General features: G+C 71.9%; 16 protein-coding genes. 9 read left to right on the forward strand and 7 right to left on the reverse strand.

Features of this window, described 5'->3' with window-relative positions; all coding sequences use genetic code 11:
* A complete protein-coding gene (locus ACZ6N8_RS22995) occupies positions 1–402 on the forward strand; it encodes a rhodanese-like domain-containing protein (protein WP_364374269.1) in 402 nt (133 codons plus the stop codon).
* A gap of 103 nt (positions 403–505) precedes the next feature.
* Here the strand turns inward: ACZ6N8_RS22995 and ACZ6N8_RS23000 are convergent, their stop codons facing one another.
* From ACZ6N8_RS23000 to ACZ6N8_RS23030, 7 genes are all read right to left on the reverse strand, one after another.
* The gene (locus tag ACZ6N8_RS23000; RefSeq protein WP_466012559.1) at positions 506–2,047 is read right to left on the reverse strand and encodes a cobyric acid synthase; all 1,542 of its coding nucleotides are present in this window, start codon (positions 2,045–2,047) and stop codon (positions 506–508) included.
* The gene (locus ACZ6N8_RS23005) at positions 2,044–3,072 is read right to left on the reverse strand and encodes a cobalamin biosynthesis protein (protein WP_466012561.1); all 1,029 of its coding nucleotides are present in this window, start codon (positions 3,070–3,072) and stop codon (positions 2,044–2,046) included. Before ACZ6N8_RS23005 ends, ACZ6N8_RS23000 begins: the two co-directional genes overlap by 4 nt.
* A gap of 268 nt (positions 3,073–3,340) precedes the next feature.
* On the reverse strand, positions 3,341–4,078 hold the full coding sequence (locus tag ACZ6N8_RS23010) for a single-stranded DNA-binding protein (RefSeq protein WP_466012563.1): 738 nt from the start codon (positions 4,076–4,078) through the stop codon (positions 3,341–3,343).
* Between the two features lie 58 nt (positions 4,079–4,136).
* Positions 4,137–4,628, reverse strand: a complete 492-nt coding sequence (locus ACZ6N8_RS23015; RefSeq protein WP_466012565.1) for a hypothetical protein — start codon at positions 4,626–4,628, stop codon at positions 4,137–4,139.
* A gap of 128 nt (positions 4,629–4,756) precedes the next feature.
* Positions 4,757–5,707: a hypothetical protein gene (locus ACZ6N8_RS23020; RefSeq protein WP_466012566.1), complete on the reverse strand. Its 951-nt coding sequence runs from the start codon at positions 5,705–5,707 to the stop codon at positions 4,757–4,759.
* A gap of 308 nt (positions 5,708–6,015) precedes the next feature.
* Entirely contained in the window at positions 6,016–6,762 is a 747-nt protein-coding gene (locus ACZ6N8_RS23025) for a helix-turn-helix domain-containing protein (protein WP_466012567.1), read from the reverse strand.
* A 114-nt stretch (positions 6,763–6,876) separates the two neighbouring features.
* The gene (locus tag ACZ6N8_RS23030; RefSeq protein WP_466012569.1) at positions 6,877–7,137 is read right to left on the reverse strand and encodes a hypothetical protein; all 261 of its coding nucleotides are present in this window, start codon (positions 7,135–7,137) and stop codon (positions 6,877–6,879) included.
* A gap of 111 nt (positions 7,138–7,248) precedes the next feature.
* On the opposite strand from ACZ6N8_RS23030, the gene ACZ6N8_RS23035 reads away from it, so the two are divergent.
* From ACZ6N8_RS23035 to ACZ6N8_RS23070, 8 genes are all read left to right on the forward strand, one after another.
* Positions 7,249–7,428: a hypothetical protein gene (locus tag ACZ6N8_RS23035; protein WP_466012571.1), complete on the forward strand. Its 180-nt coding sequence runs from the start codon at positions 7,249–7,251 to the stop codon at positions 7,426–7,428.
* The gene (locus tag ACZ6N8_RS23040) at positions 7,425–8,636 is read left to right on the forward strand and encodes a hypothetical protein (RefSeq protein ID WP_466012573.1); all 1,212 of its coding nucleotides are present in this window, start codon (positions 7,425–7,427) and stop codon (positions 8,634–8,636) included. Before ACZ6N8_RS23035 ends, ACZ6N8_RS23040 begins: the two co-directional genes overlap by 4 nt.
* Before the next feature lie 75 nt (positions 8,637–8,711).
* On the forward strand, positions 8,712–8,894 hold the full coding sequence (locus ACZ6N8_RS23045; RefSeq protein ID WP_466012574.1) for a hypothetical protein: 183 nt from the start codon (positions 8,712–8,714) through the stop codon (positions 8,892–8,894).
* 107 nt (positions 8,895–9,001) lie between these two features.
* Positions 9,002–9,373 carry a hypothetical protein gene (locus ACZ6N8_RS23050; protein ID WP_466012576.1) on the forward strand — a complete coding sequence of 124 codons (372 nt, stop codon included), beginning with the start codon at positions 9,002–9,004 and terminating at the stop codon, positions 9,371–9,373.
* 9 nt (positions 9,374–9,382) lie between these two features.
* Positions 9,383–9,640, forward strand: coding sequence for a hypothetical protein (locus tag ACZ6N8_RS23055; protein WP_466012578.1), 258 nt, complete (start codon positions 9,383–9,385; stop codon positions 9,638–9,640).
* Between the two features lie 10 nt (positions 9,641–9,650).
* The gene (locus ACZ6N8_RS23060; RefSeq protein WP_466012580.1) at positions 9,651–10,133 is read left to right on the forward strand and encodes a hypothetical protein; all 483 of its coding nucleotides are present in this window, start codon (positions 9,651–9,653) and stop codon (positions 10,131–10,133) included.
* Between the two features lies 1 nt (position 10,134).
* Positions 10,135–11,160: a hypothetical protein gene (locus tag ACZ6N8_RS23065; protein WP_466012582.1), complete on the forward strand. Its 1,026-nt coding sequence runs from the start codon at positions 10,135–10,137 to the stop codon at positions 11,158–11,160.
* Positions 11,161–11,238: 78 nt separating this feature from the next.
* Positions 11,239–13,167 carry a hypothetical protein gene (locus ACZ6N8_RS23070; protein WP_466012583.1) on the forward strand — a complete coding sequence of 643 codons (1,929 nt, stop codon included), beginning with the start codon at positions 11,239–11,241 and terminating at the stop codon, positions 13,165–13,167.
* Positions 13,168–13,233 lie beyond the last annotated feature (66 nt).

A 13,233-nucleotide genomic window follows, 5' to 3' on the forward strand; every position in this document is an offset into this window, starting at 1 on the left:
ATGAGCCCCGGCATCGACGCCCTGCTCGAACAGGCCCGAGCCGGGCTGCACCGACTGACTCCGCAACAGACCGTCGAGGCGGTCCGGGGCGGGGCCCTGCTTGTCGACACCCGTACCGAGACGCAGCGCCGCGAACAGGGCGACCTGCCCGGAGCGATAGTCATCGACCGGACCGTGCTGGAGTGGCGTCTCGACCCGGCCAGCGCCTGGCGCATCCCGGAGGCCACCGGCTACGACCGGGAGATCATCCTGGTGTGCCGGCAGGGCTACAGCTCCAGCCTGGCCGCCGCCAGCCTCCAGACCCTCGGCCTCCGCCGGGCCACCGACATGATCGGCGGCGTCGACGCCTGGCTCGCCGCGGGCCTGCCCACCAGCGACCGCCCCGCCGACATCCGCCCCTGAACCCCCACCGACATCGGCGTCATGCCTGTCCGCGCCGCCCGCCGCCCGCCCGGCCCCGCGTCACGCCTGCCCGCGCCGCCCGCCGCCCGCCCGGTCGGGTCGGTCAGGAGGGTGGAGGGCCGGGTGGGATGAAGGGGAGGCCGGCAGGTGGGCCGGACTCGACGAGCCGCCAGAGGGCGTCGGTGTCGAGGTGCTCCTCGACCAGGTCGCCGAGCAGGTCGAGTGAGCGTTCCCGGGCCGCGGCGAAACTGGTGTCCGGTGCGACCTGGAAGCCGGTACGCCCGGCCAGCCGGGCCGCCTCGGTGAGGAACCAACGGCGGAACGCGTCGGACTCGAACGCACCGTGCCAGTGCGTGCCGTGCACCGCACCGAGCACGGCGCCCTCGCCGGCACCGTCGGCACCTGTCAGCAGCGGGGCCAGGGTGGGATCGGCCTGCGAGACGTACCCGTGGTGGATCTCGTAGCCGCGTACCGGAAGGCCGCCGTGGGCGGTGCCCACCGACTGCCGGACGGTCTTTCGCGGATCGAAGGTGATCTCGATGGGCAGCATTCCGAGCCCCGGCACGCTGCCCTGCCGGCTCTCCACCGGGTCGTGGATGGCGCGGCCGAGCATCTGGAAGCCGCCGCAGAGGCCGAGCAGAGGCTTACCGGCGGCCACGTGTGCGGCAACCGCGTCGGCGAGCCCTGTCTCGCGTAGCCAGGCGAGGTCGGCGACTGTCGACTTGGAGCCGGGCAGGACGACGAGGTCGGCGGCGGCCAGTTCGGCTGGTTCGACGGTGAGGCGTACGCGGACACCCGGCTCGGTGGCAAGCGCCTCCACGTCCGTGGCGTTGCTGATCCGGGGCAGCCGCACGACTGCCACGTCCAGCCATTCGGTGCCGCGTGGGGCGGCCGGCCGGCCGAGCACCCGGCCGTAGGCGAGGGAGTCCTCCGCGTCGAGCCACAGGTCGAGCGCCCACGGCACCACCCCGTAGGTGGGACGGCCGGTGACGTGACGCAGCATGTCCAGTCCGGGTTGGAGCAGGCCGAGATCGCCCCGGAACTTGTTGATCACGAAGCCGGCGATCAGCGCCTGGTCCTCGGGGTCGAGCAGAGCCACCGTGCCGAACATCGACGCGAAGACGCCGCCTCTGTCGATGTCGCCGACCACGATGGTGGGCAGGTTTGCGTGTCGGGCCAGCCCCATGTTGACGTAGTCGCCGGCCCGCAGGTTGATCTCCGCGGGGCTGCCGGCGCCCTCGCAGACGACCACGTCGTACGTGGCGCGCAGTTCCGCCAATGCCGCGTACGCGGTCTCGGCGAGCCGGGGACGCAACTGCCGGAACGTGCCGGCGGTGATCGTGTCGACGGCCTCGCCGAGCAGCACCACCTGGCTGGCCAGGTCACTGCCCGGTTTGAGCAGCACCGGGTTGAACCGCAGGTCGGGTGCCAACCCGCAGGCGGCGGCCTGCATGGCCTGCGCGCGCCCGATCTCGCCGCCCCGCCCGTCCGGCCCGACGACGACAGCCGAGTTGTTCGACATGTTCTGCGCCTTGAAGGGCGCCACCCGCACGCCCTTGCGGTGCAGCCAGCGGCAGATGCCTGCGGTGAGGACGCTCTTTCCGGCGTCGGAGGTCGTGCCGGCGACGAGCAGTCCGCCGCTCACCGCCCGGTCCCCCGCCGGACGGCGCCGAACCCACGGCGAGCCGCGCCACCGAGCCCGCGGCGACCCACGGCGGCGACCAGACGGCCGACTGTCACCGGGTACACGGCGGCCAGCCCCAGCGCGGCCAGACCTACCGTGCCGGAGATCCGGGCGGCCCGTTTGAGGTGCCGCGCCTCGGGGCGGGGGCCGTCACCGAGGAAGGGACGCACCTCGGAGCGGCTGAAGTAGACGTTGCGTCCGCCGAGACGGACCCCGAGCGCACCGGCCATCGCCGCCTCGCACTGCCCGGCGTTGGGGCTCGGGTGGTCGTTGCGGTCCCGCCGCCACACCCGCCAGGCCCGCTCCCGGTCGCCGTTCGCCACCGGCGCGACGGCGACGGTGAGCAGCCCCGTGAGCCTCGACGGCACCAGGTTGAGCAGGTCGTCCAGCCGGGCGGCCGGGGTGCCGAAGCGTTCGTAGCGCGCCGACCGGTGCCCGACCATCGCGTCGAGGGTGTTCGCCGCCCGGTAGCCCAGCAGGCCGGGCAGGCCGGCGACCGCACCCCAGAACAGCGGTGCGACGACCGCGTCGGAGGTGTTCTCGGCGACCGACTCGACGGTTGCGCGCGCCAACTCCGGCTCGTCCAGCATCGACGGGTCCCGGCCGCAGAGGTGACCGAGGCGTCGCCGCGCGGCGGGCAGGTCGCCGGCGCGCAGCGTACGACCCATGACGGTCGCCTCGTGCCGCAGCGTACGACCGCCAAGCACGGCCCACGTGGCCGCTGCCACGAGCACCGCCCGGGTCACCGGCCGGTGCCGGGTGGCTGCCGTGGCGACCACCCCGAGCACCACCGGCCCACCCACGGCCAGCGCGGTGAACGCCGTACCCGCCGTCCGGTCCGGCCGGTAGAGGCGGCGCTCCAGCGCTCCGGCGGCCTGCCCGAAGCCGGCCACCGGGTGCCACCGGCGCGGGTCGCCGATGAGCCTGTCCAGCGCGTACCCGGCCAGCAGACCCACCGCGTTCGCCACCGGCGCTGTCCGTCGCACGCGCACCACCTCCGGCCGGCCAGCCTAGACGAGTGCCCGGTGCGCCGGCCGGGGCAACCGCGCGTGCCGCTGCCTGCCCGGGCCCGCCGACAGGTACGCCGCACGCCGAACGGTGGCCCACGCGGGGTGACGACGCCGACCGCGTCGCCACCCCGCCCCCGTCGTGCCACGGACGCCGGAGCACCACCAGCGACGTCAGCGGACCTGCCGCCCGGAGCACCGCAGCGACGTCAGCCGGCGGCTCTGCCGCTCGGCCCGCACCTGTCGGTCACGCCGGCTGCGGAACCCGGCCGCGTCGCCGCCGACCGGTAGGCGCGACAGCCGGCTCGCCTTCGTCCGGCACCGGCCCCAACTCGTCGTCCGAGTCGTCGGCCGGGTCACTGTCGGGCGCTTCGGCAGGGGTCGCCAGCTCGTCGTCGTCGAGCCCGGCCGGGTCGTCGGCCCGCCCAACCGGCACGTCACCCCCGGACGAGCCGCTGAACGAGCCGCCGCCAGCCAGGGTGGCACCCATCGGGCCGGTGCCTGGGGCCCCGAAGTCGGACAGCTCGAAGTCGTCGTCCAGCGGGCGGTCGTCGGGCAGCACCGGGGCCTCGCCGGCGGGCACCGGCTCGGTCGACTCGCCGTGCACCCGACTCTCGGCCTCCGCGTCCTCGACGGTGCTGGTGGTCATGCTCGGGCGGTTACGCAGGAAGCGGGCACGGCCTCGGGACAGGTCGTGACCGACGGCCACCGCCTCCAACTCGTAGAGGGTGCGGTGGTTGCCGGCGTCGTCGGTCCAGTCGCGGGTGTAGAGCCGGCCGCAGACCACCACCGGGTCGCCGACCATCACCGAGGCGGCAACCCCTTCGGCGAGCTTGCGCCAGCAGTTGACGCGTACGCGAAGGGAGTTTCCGTCGACCCAGCGACCGCTGTCGCGGTCGAGGCGGCGGGCGGTGGAGGCGACCTTGAAGTTGGCCACCAGGGTGTTGCTCTGGGTGGTACGGCGCCACTCGGGCGTGGTCAGCACATTGCCGACGATCGTGGCGGACGCCTAAGGCCTATCATCCGGCGTCCGCCACAAGCGTCTACTGCTGGTCCGCTCGGGGGGTCAGCCGCAGGTTGATACGTCGCACGGCGGCGGCGGTCGCGGGGTCCATGCCCGTGGGCATCTGGACGGTGTCGTTTTTCCCTCCAACGGCGACGGCCGCGACCGTGCGGTAGGTCTGGCCCGCAGTCGCTTGGCTGCGCTGGGGCAGGTACGACACAGACGTCGGGTTGTCGCGGATCGCCTTTTCGATCCGCTGGGCGTGCTCGTCGAGCCGCCAGTCGATGTATCTCTGCATCCGGTTCTCACTGGTTCGGGTGAGCCAACCACTGAAGGCGAGGATCGACACGCAGACCGCGAGTGCGTAGGCGCCGCGGTTGACGTCGATCGGTGTTGTGCTGTCGAAGACGTAGGCCATTCCGGCAGCGGCGAAGCTGCCAGCGGACAGGGCGAGGAACGTGACGCCGGGCAGGCTGTTGCTGTCGACGGACCGTTCACTCTGCCGGTTGGCCGGACCTTCGATGGTGCTCATGTGCAATCAGCTCCGTTCGGGGGTTCTGACGGGGGTGAACGGAGGTCGGGCCAGAGGGATCGCCGGCCTCCCGCCGTAGCCCGCAGGCTGCGGCCGTTGCCCGCTGTCGCGCTGCGGGCGTGGGCAGGTCAGGCTGGTCCGGGCTCGGGGTGTTCGGTGCGGCCGGCGAGGGTGTGGCTGCGGGGTCGCAGCTGCGCCAGCCGGTGCAGCACCGGCTGGCTGTAGACGCCGGCGGCGGTGAGGGCGACGAGCTGCTCACCGGTGGGCGGCGGGGGCTTCATCGTGAACATCTCGGCGGCCTGCCCACCGGGCCCGGCGGGCGTGGGGCAGGGCTTGCCGGTGCGGGTCGTCTCCCCGCTGCCGCTGCTGGCGGGTGCGCGGCGCTGTTGTTTCCCGTCGCCGGTGGGGACCGGCTGGCGGTCGCCGTGGCGGCCCTTGTCGTCGCAGTCGCCGACGCGGGGTGTGGGCTCGGGGAGGACGCCGGGCGGGTAGATGCCGTCGTCGGCGTGGTGGGCGCCGGTGGCGGCGACAGGCCCGATGACGGGCAGCGCGGTCGGCTCCGGTTGCGGGTCGGTGGCCGGTGTGGCGGCGGGCGCTGTCGGGGTGGGTTCGGCGGTGACGACCGGCGGCGGGTTCACGACGACCGGCGGGACATCCACGACGGGCGGGTTCACGACGACCGGCGGCGGGTTCACGACGACCGGCGGGACATCCACGACGGGCGGGGTGACGATGACGACCGGCGGCACGTCGACGGGAACCTCGACGGGTGGCACCTCGACGCGCGGCTCGGTGGCCGGGTCGGCGGGTGCGTCCTGCTCGGGCTCGTCGGCCTGCTCGGGTTCGGGTGTCGGTTCGTCGGCGTGCTCCGGCTCCGGGTCCCTGGTCGGCTCGGGCTCGGTGGTCGGCTCGGGTGTCACCTGGTCGACGACCTCGACGACGGCACCCAGCACACCCCCCGGCTGCTGGGTGTCGTCGTCGGCGTGGGCGGCGGTGGACAGGGCGAGCGCGCCGAGGATCCCGGCGCCGGTGAGGACCGCACCGAGGGCGAGACGGCGCAGCGTGGTGTTGGTGGTCATCGGCGTCGTCACCTCCCCCCGGAGTGCGTGCCAGCGTCCTATGAGTAGGACTCTAGGGTGCTGTTGTCCCCGGTGAATAGTTGCCTGCGGGAACGTCCCTCAGTGTTGCCGTGATCACTGGGAGAGAGCCATAGTGCCCTTGGACGGCGACGGATGCACGGGCGTCGTTGGTCGTCAGACGTTCGGCTGGGTGGGATTCCTGTCCGGCTGCCCGAATCATCCGCAGTGGGAGCGCTACTACGGGTGCGTCATCTGTAACTCGGGCGTTGCGGGTGGTGCGAAGACGTCCTCCCGGCCGGCGGCAGCTCTCACTCCTTGATGGAGGTGTTGTAGCGGTCGAGCGTGGCTTTGCTGGTCGACGCATCCTGGAACACCAACTCCCACGGGCCAGTGTTGATGTCCATGTCCTTGCCGAACCCCACCCACTTCCCGGCCATGCGTCGGCCGGTCGGCTCGACGAGCATCTGGATCGCCCCGTGGTAGCGGGCGCCGCGGTAGTAGCCGTTGGGATCGGTCTGCTCGACCCAGGTGCCGGTGGTGACGCTGCCGTCGACGGTCAGGTCGATGGACAGCGACGAGTTCGCCGACTTCGGCAGGCTGCGGACGGTGAGCAGTTCGCCGTGTTGGAGGACGACGACGTAGTGCTGGCCGGTGTAGGTGTCGCTCCGTCCGCTGGAGAAGTACTGGTAGCGACTGAGCCACACCCCCGAGTAGGAGCTGCGAACTGCCACCTGGGGCGCGGCGGGTGTGGCGAGGCTGGCCATCTCTGAGGTGACGTCGTGGCCGCCGGCCTCGTCGGTGGTGACGTCGGGGTTGGGGACTGCGGCGAAGCCGAGCAGCTCGATGGGCAGGCCGGTGACGACTTCCAGCGCGCGGGCGTAGGTCGGGCGTGGGGCGGCGATGAGGCCGGCTTCCCACCGCTGGACGAGGCGCTTGTTGGCGTCGTTGGGCTCGCCGGCCCGCTGCCCAGCCGTGCGCAGGGCGCGGGCGAAGTCGTCCTGGCTCATGAGCATGCCGGCGCGCACTGCCCGTAGGGCATGGTTGGGTGCGGTCATGTCTTCACGCTAGCCGTATGTCGCCTTAATGTCGCCCCCGATGTGCCCGCTTTGGCGGGTGCCGTGACGTCGCGTCCGGCGACACTGCGGCGTCATTGTGGCCGCATGGGATTGCTACTCGGGTTTGGCGGGCTGTCGACGGGCGGCGATCAACTTGTCGACGGCGGCGACGGAGACCATCCGGTAGTTGCCGCGTTCGGTGCGGTACCAGCCGTCGTCGGCGCCTTCGCGGCCGAGGTGTCCGCTGTCGATGAGGCGGCGGATGGTCTGGCCGCTGTCGTGGTAGCCGGCGGCGATGAGGCGGTCGCGGACCTGGTTGATGGTCAGGTATCCGCTCTCGGCCACGTCGTCTCCCAGGTCTTCCAGGTCTCGCAAGTTGACCAATGGTCGCATGGCGAGGCCCAGAGAGGGAGTAGGTGGTGGGCTCAGCATGTGAGTACCCTACCAAGCTTTCCAACCTTTCCAAGTTGTGTCATGCTGACAGGCATGGAGTACCGAGCTGACATCTACGTCGCCGACGTCACCTTCGTGCGCCGCGAGCGATTCATCGCCCGCGACAACGACGAGGCGGACGCCACGACGCACGGCCTGGTCGTCGCGTTGGGCGCGGACTACGCGGAGCTGTACGTCGCCGTGCACGTGAAGACCGTGAAGGCGGAGCGATGAGCGACGCGAAGGGACTCACCGCTGAGCAGCTCGCCGCGCAACTGCGTGAGCAGCGAGCGCTGATCGACGTGCAGCGCACCGACCACCGCGAGCGGATCCGCCTCGACGCCGAGCACCGCGAAGGTCTCGCCGAGATGGCCGAGCAGACCGAGAGCCGCAAGCGTGCCCGCCGTGAGCGTGGCCGCGATGAGGTGGAAGCCGTCGAGCTGTCCGCCCTCTACCGGCGCGCCTCCCGCTCCGGCGCCAGGGCGCGCATCCGCGCCGATATTCAGCGGTCCGCCGAGATGCGGGCGCTGCGCATCGCCATGGTGCGCAAGGCCACCCTCCTGCTGGGTGTGCCGGTGCTGGTGGCGTTCGGCGCGTGGTCGACGGCCGGCGTTCAGGCTGGTGTCGTCAGGCTGCTGGCCCTGGGCCAGGGTTCGGCGGGCTGGTGGGCGGCGTGGGCTGTCGAGCCGGCTCTGCTGACTGTCGTCGCGGCCATCATCGTCGGTCGCGCCGTGCTGCGGTCGGCGGGTGGCGACACGGACGGGCGCGCGGCTCTCGTTGAGGCGGTGGCGCTGGGCACGTCGGTGGCGCTCAACATGGCCGGCGGGTGGGCGGGTACCGGCTTGGACGCGTTCGGTGGGGCGCTCGCGCATTCGGTGGGTCCGCTCGGGGCGGCGGCGACGGCGTGGCTGATCGGCTTGTTCGACGGCTATGTGACGAAGGCCGACCCGTGGACTGGTGCGCCGCGTCTGGCCGAGCTGGACCTGGCGGGCCCTCCGGTCGCTGCGTCGTGGCGCGCGCCGCAGCTCGGTGATGCGCCGGCCGAGGTGGACCAGCCCGAGCCGGTCCAGTCGGAGCCGGAGCGGGTGGACCCGTGGACCTACGCCGTGCCGGTCCACACCGCGCCTGCCCCGGTCCACGTCGAGCCGGTCCACAAGCCGGCAGAGCGGACCGCCCCGAGCAGGAAGGTGGACCGGTCCACCCGGACCGCGACCCAGAAGAAGCCCGCCCCACGGGTCCTCAAGATGGTGGACCAACTGTGGGTGGACTACCCGCTTGACCAGCCCGGTCCACGCCGCGTCGAGGACGTGGTGAACCGGTACCGCTGGCGCAAGGGCGACGCCACCGAGGCGGTCCGGATCTACCGGGCGGAGCGTGACGCGCAGTCCGCTCCGGTCCACGTTCCCGATTCCCCCGCAGACCTGGACCGCGTCGCGGTCTAGCCACAAGCTGCGGCGCCCGGTCCCACCTCCTACAGCCGGGCCGGGCGCCGCCTCCAACGAACGGAGATGCCCATCATGACAACCACCCAGAGCAGGCCGCCGGTCGAGGTGCGTGAGCGCCCCAGGTCCGCGGGTCCGCGTCGCCGCACGAAGGGCGATCAGAGCCTCGGCGTGCTGCTGACGGTGTACCTGGCGCTGCTGCTCGTGGCCGGCGTGTCGGCGGCGGTCCTCGCGCAGTGGATGCGGGGTGCGTCGTGACCCAGACCGTGACGCAGGGTGACTCTGAACTCTGCACTTCAGACTTCCCCGCCGGGGCCGCTGAGCGTGAGATCGGCCCGGAAGGCACGGGAACTCTGCACTCTGCAATGACGGACAGTGAGCGTCGCCCGTTCGACACGGCGGCGTGGCTGTCCAAGTTTGGCGCTTACTTCACCCCGCCGCCGCTGCTCACCGAGCGGCGTCCGGCGGTGGACACGATGCGCGAGTACGCCCGGCGGGGCCGGTACACGGCCGAGCTGTACGGGCCGCTGCGGCGTCTCGGCCTGATCTGGCTGGGCGCGGTCGCCGTGCCCGGTCTGGTGGTCGCTCGCACGTGGGAGTGGCTGCTGGAGCGGCCCGCCCGTTTCGCCGTCGCGGTGCTCGTGGTGAAGGCGCTGTCCACCCTGCCCCCGGTCGCCTGGACGGTCGACCACGTCATCAAGCCGGGCGCGGACTTCGCGCTGTGGCTGTTTCTGTAGGAGGCCCTGATGTCCCGTATCTGGCACACCGCGCTCGGCCCGTTGGAGTCCCGGCTGGAACGCCTGGGCGCTTTCGAGGCTGGCGACTGCTTCGTCGGCCCCGACCTGCGCAGCGTCTACCGAGTGACGGTGGATCACCAGTCGCACCCCGAGGGTTTCGTCGAGACCATCGAGCTGACCGCCGGTCCGGGCGACGACCCGGAAGTCACCTGGCCGTACAACCCGAACACGCCGATGCACTACGTCATCTCCGGCCTGAGTGAGTGAGGAGCATCTGATGCGCACGATGGGAGGGGGCGGCGGCCGGTTCAAGGCCTTCCGCTCGAAGGGTGTCCGGGCGCTCGCCTGGGCGTCGATGGGTGCCGCGCTGGTCGGCGGTCCCCTGGTCGCCGGGATGTTCCTCGGCGACGCGATCGACGCGGTGTTGACCGCGATTCCGTGGTCGTGGATCCCGCCGGTGCTGCTCGGGGTCATGGCGGTGGTGTTCGTCCGGGACCTGTTGGTTGACGGCGAGCCGAACCGGGCGGCGATCTGGATGCTGCTGCTCGCTCCGTCGGTAGCCCGCGCTACCCCGGGCAAGTTGGGCGACCGGATCGGCGAGTGGACGAGCGCCGCGTTGGACCTGGTCGCCGGGCCGCTGCGCGAGTGGCTGGGTACCAGTTCGCCGATCGCGCTGGCGCTGTTCGTGGGCGCGACTGCTGTGCTGCTGGCGCAGCGCTCCATCAAGGGCGGCGGTACCGCCGTGGCTGTGGGGGTCTGACGTGGAGATCGTCCTGCTGTGGTGCTTCGTCCTCGCCTGGATGGGCAAGCGCGGCGCCGAGGATCTCGTGCATGCGGTGAAGGGCACCCCGAACCCGCGGTACGAGCTGAAGAAAGCCAAGGCCAAGGCGGCTGGTCAGCGTCCGGCGCAGCAGCCGCGTTACGGCGGCCGGGAGTGGTTCGCGGACCTGTACACGGACGCTCTGGCGGCGCACACGGAGAAGCGCCGGGCGGCGGCGAAGGCGAAAGCCCAGCCGCTCGACGACATGATCGGCATCCTGCGGGAGCCCAAGCCGCAGCCGACCCCGAAGGAGTACGTGTACGACCCGAACAACACCCGCAACTGCCCGGACTGCAAGGGCGAGGTGGTGCTCGACGGCCGCCCGTGCCCGCGCTGCCTGGCAGTGCAGGAGCGCCGCAACGCCGAGTGGGAGGCGCGGGGCGGCCTCGACCAGGTGTTCGGTCAGCCGACGCAGAAGGAGAAGCCAGTGCCCCGACGCGACAAGCAGCTCACCGCCGACGACGTGATCGGCGGCCTGGTCGGGGGGCTGTTCTCCGGCGTGAACCGGCCGACCTGCCCCCGCTGCTTCAAGTCCATCGAGGTCGGCGCCGACGGCAAGCCGCAGTGCTGGTGCAAGCCGTACACCCCCTCCGACATCACCCGCCCCGACACCCGACCCACCGCACAGATCATCCAGTTCCCCAACCCGAAGAACATCGAGAAGGAGATCACCATGGCCAACTCCGAGGTCACCAGCCTGTCCACCGCCATCGCGTTCGCCGACCAGGCGTCCAACGCCCACACCTCGTTCGCCACCACCGGCGCCGAGGGCTACGTGGGTGCCCTGGAGCAGGGCGGCAACAGCGGTGAGGTCATCGGCTCCGCCAGGGAGGCGATGGAGGCCTCCGGGATCGCCGCCGACAAGTGGGCGGCGCACAAGGCGGTGCTGGAGCAGCAGATGTCGGTGAAGGAGGCGTACCAGGCGCAGCCTGACGCCGGGAACAAGAACTTCCAGCTCAACGGCTGACCCGGCTACCGCCGTGGGGCGCGGGCCAACACGGTCCGCGCCCCTGCGGTGGAAGCCGGGTCACCCCGAAGGAGAGTCATGAGCACGACAACCGAGGTGCCCCAGCAGACGGCACCAGTAGAGGGTGGGTTGCGTCCGCAGCTCGCCCCGCACGGCGCTGTCGGCGCGCTGGTCGTGGCCGCGGTCGCCTGCCGGGTGGCGGTGCACGCGGTCGGCGACGAGCAGACGGTCGCGGTGTGGGTGGCCGGCGCCGCGTTCGTCGTCGCCGTGGTGGCCGCGACGCAGGTCCGCCGCCGGGTGCTCGACAAGCGGGCCCGCCGGCGGGCGTTGGCGTTCCTGGGTGTCGCTGTCGGCTGGTTGACCGGGGTGACCGTCACCGGCCTGAGCCTGGGCGCGGTGGGGCTGCTCATGGCGGTCGCGTACGCGCTGTCGATGCACTGGTGGCGGCAGCACCCGGTCGGCCTCATCCAGCCGAAGGCGACGTCGCAGTACCAGCGGTTGTGGGCGGAGAACAACGGCGCCAGCGACGGCGCGCTGCCCGGGTCGCGGCTGACCAACGCGGAACAGATCGCCGCTGGCGTGCGGTACGCGCTCAAGCTGCGGGCCGGCAAGCAGACGTTGGAGATGGCCATCGCGGCGATGGGCCGGCTGCGCGGCGGGCTGCACCTCCAGGCCGACCAGCAGATGCTGCTGGAGCCGCACCCGACCGAGCCGGAGCCTACGCTGCTGCTGACCATCGTCACCCGCTCCCCGATCAAGGAGGCCGTCGACTGGCCCGGCCCGTCGGCGTTCGACTCGAAGACCGGCCGGGTGCGGCTCGGCCCGTTCGCTGACGGTGAGGGCGTTGCCACCTGGCGGGCGTACACCGACAACCGGCTGTGGGGCGGGTTCATCCAGGGTGGCACCGGGTCGGGGAAGTCGCGGCTCATCGAGTCGATTGCGTTCTCCCTGGCCGCCAGCGAGTCCCACCCGACGGTGATCTGGTACGGCGATGGGCAGCGCGGCGCGTCGTCCCCGCTGCTCATGCGCCACGCTGACCTGTTCGCGGGGACGTATGACCAGATCCACGCGATGCTCGTGGGCATGGAGATGCTGATGCAGCTCCGGCAGCAGGAGAACGTCGAGCGGGAGCTGGAGGGTTTCACTCCGACCGCTGATCGTCCGGGTGTGCTCGGGGTCATCGACGAGCAGCACAAGGTCTTCGACAAGGAGCAGAACCCCCGATCGGCGGTGCAGTGCCTGCGGATCGCGGCGACCATCGCGCGGGAGGGCGGCAAGGTTGGCGTCGCGCTGCTGGGCGCCAGCCAGGAGTCGACGCTCGGCGCGTTCGGAGGGTCCGGCCCCGGCAACGACAGTGAGGTACTGCGGTCCAACCTGCTGGCCGGGAACGGCGTGATGCTCGCCGGCAACGACCCGAACGCGAAGACCATCTTCGGGGTGGAGGACAACCCGAAGAAGTTCCCCCGATACGGCGGGTACGGGATGGTCACCGCCCCAGCGCCTGGTGAGCGGCGTGCCCACTTCCGCAGCTACTACCTGAACGAGCAGTTGCGAAAGTACTGGCCGGGCCGGATCACGTGGCGGGACCTGTCGGTGCCCGAGGGGTACGTGGCAATGGGCAGGGCGTACGGAGAGCGGGCGCGGTCATGGGCCGACCGGAAAGCGAGCCTGACTGCCCAGGGTCCGGCGGTTCCTGTCGCACCCTTGCGGCGGCCCGAGCCGGCTGCTGGCGGGGACGGCGCCGTGCTGGAGTCGTTCGGTGGCGCGTCGTTCCCGTCGTGGTCGGTGATGGTGGCGCAGGCCCAGCAGGAGGCGCGCAAGCGGCTCGGGCCCAGCCACGCCAAAGTGCTCGACGCGATCCGCGCTGGCCACACCAGCCCGCAGCGGATCGCCGACGAGGTCGACCTGTCGGTGCGCCGAGTGCACCAACTGCTCGGTGAGCTGGCTGAGGCTGGTCGGGTGCGCGGTGGTGGCCGGCAGTACGAGGCGGTCAGCCAGGCTGCCTGAGCCGACCGTCCGAAGGGGCCCCGCCGATCACCGTGTCGGCGGGGCTCACTCGTTGCTGCCGGTCGG

This window comes from Micromonospora sp. NPDC047521 (genome assembly GCF_055587305.1).

What these genes read in the sequence shown, in the direction of transcription:
- ACZ6N8_RS23045 (WP_466012574.1), top strand. Translation starts at nt 8,712, where the DNA reads ATGACAACCACCCAGAGCAGGCCGCCGGTCGAGGTGCGTGAGCGCCCC.
- ACZ6N8_RS23015 (WP_466012565.1), bottom strand. Translation starts at nt 4,628, where the DNA reads ATGAGCACCATCGAAGGTCCGGCCAACCGGCAGAGTGAACGGTCCGTC.
- ACZ6N8_RS23020 (WP_466012566.1), bottom strand. Translation starts at nt 5,707, where the DNA reads ATGACCACCAACACCACGCTGCGCCGTCTCGCCCTCGGTGCGGTCCTC.
- ACZ6N8_RS23070 (WP_466012583.1), top strand. Translation starts at nt 11,239, where the DNA reads ATGAGCACGACAACCGAGGTGCCCCAGCAGACGGCACCAGTAGAGGGT.
- ACZ6N8_RS23060 (WP_466012580.1), top strand. Translation starts at nt 9,651, where the DNA reads ATGCGCACGATGGGAGGGGGCGGCGGCCGGTTCAAGGCCTTCCGCTCG.
- ACZ6N8_RS23025 (WP_466012567.1), bottom strand. Translation starts at nt 6,762, where the DNA reads ATGACCGCACCCAACCATGCCCTACGGGCAGTGCGCGCCGGCATGCTC.
- ACZ6N8_RS23035 (WP_466012571.1), top strand. Translation starts at nt 7,249, where the DNA reads ATGGAGTACCGAGCTGACATCTACGTCGCCGACGTCACCTTCGTGCGC.
- ACZ6N8_RS23050 (WP_466012576.1), top strand. Translation starts at nt 9,002, where the DNA reads ATGACGGACAGTGAGCGTCGCCCGTTCGACACGGCGGCGTGGCTGTCC.
- ACZ6N8_RS23055 (WP_466012578.1), top strand. Translation starts at nt 9,383, where the DNA reads ATGTCCCGTATCTGGCACACCGCGCTCGGCCCGTTGGAGTCCCGGCTG.
- ACZ6N8_RS23040 (WP_466012573.1), top strand. Translation starts at nt 7,425, where the DNA reads ATGAGCGACGCGAAGGGACTCACCGCTGAGCAGCTCGCCGCGCAACTG.
- ACZ6N8_RS22995 (WP_364374269.1), top strand. Translation starts at nt 1, where the DNA reads ATGAGCCCCGGCATCGACGCCCTGCTCGAACAGGCCCGAGCCGGGCTG.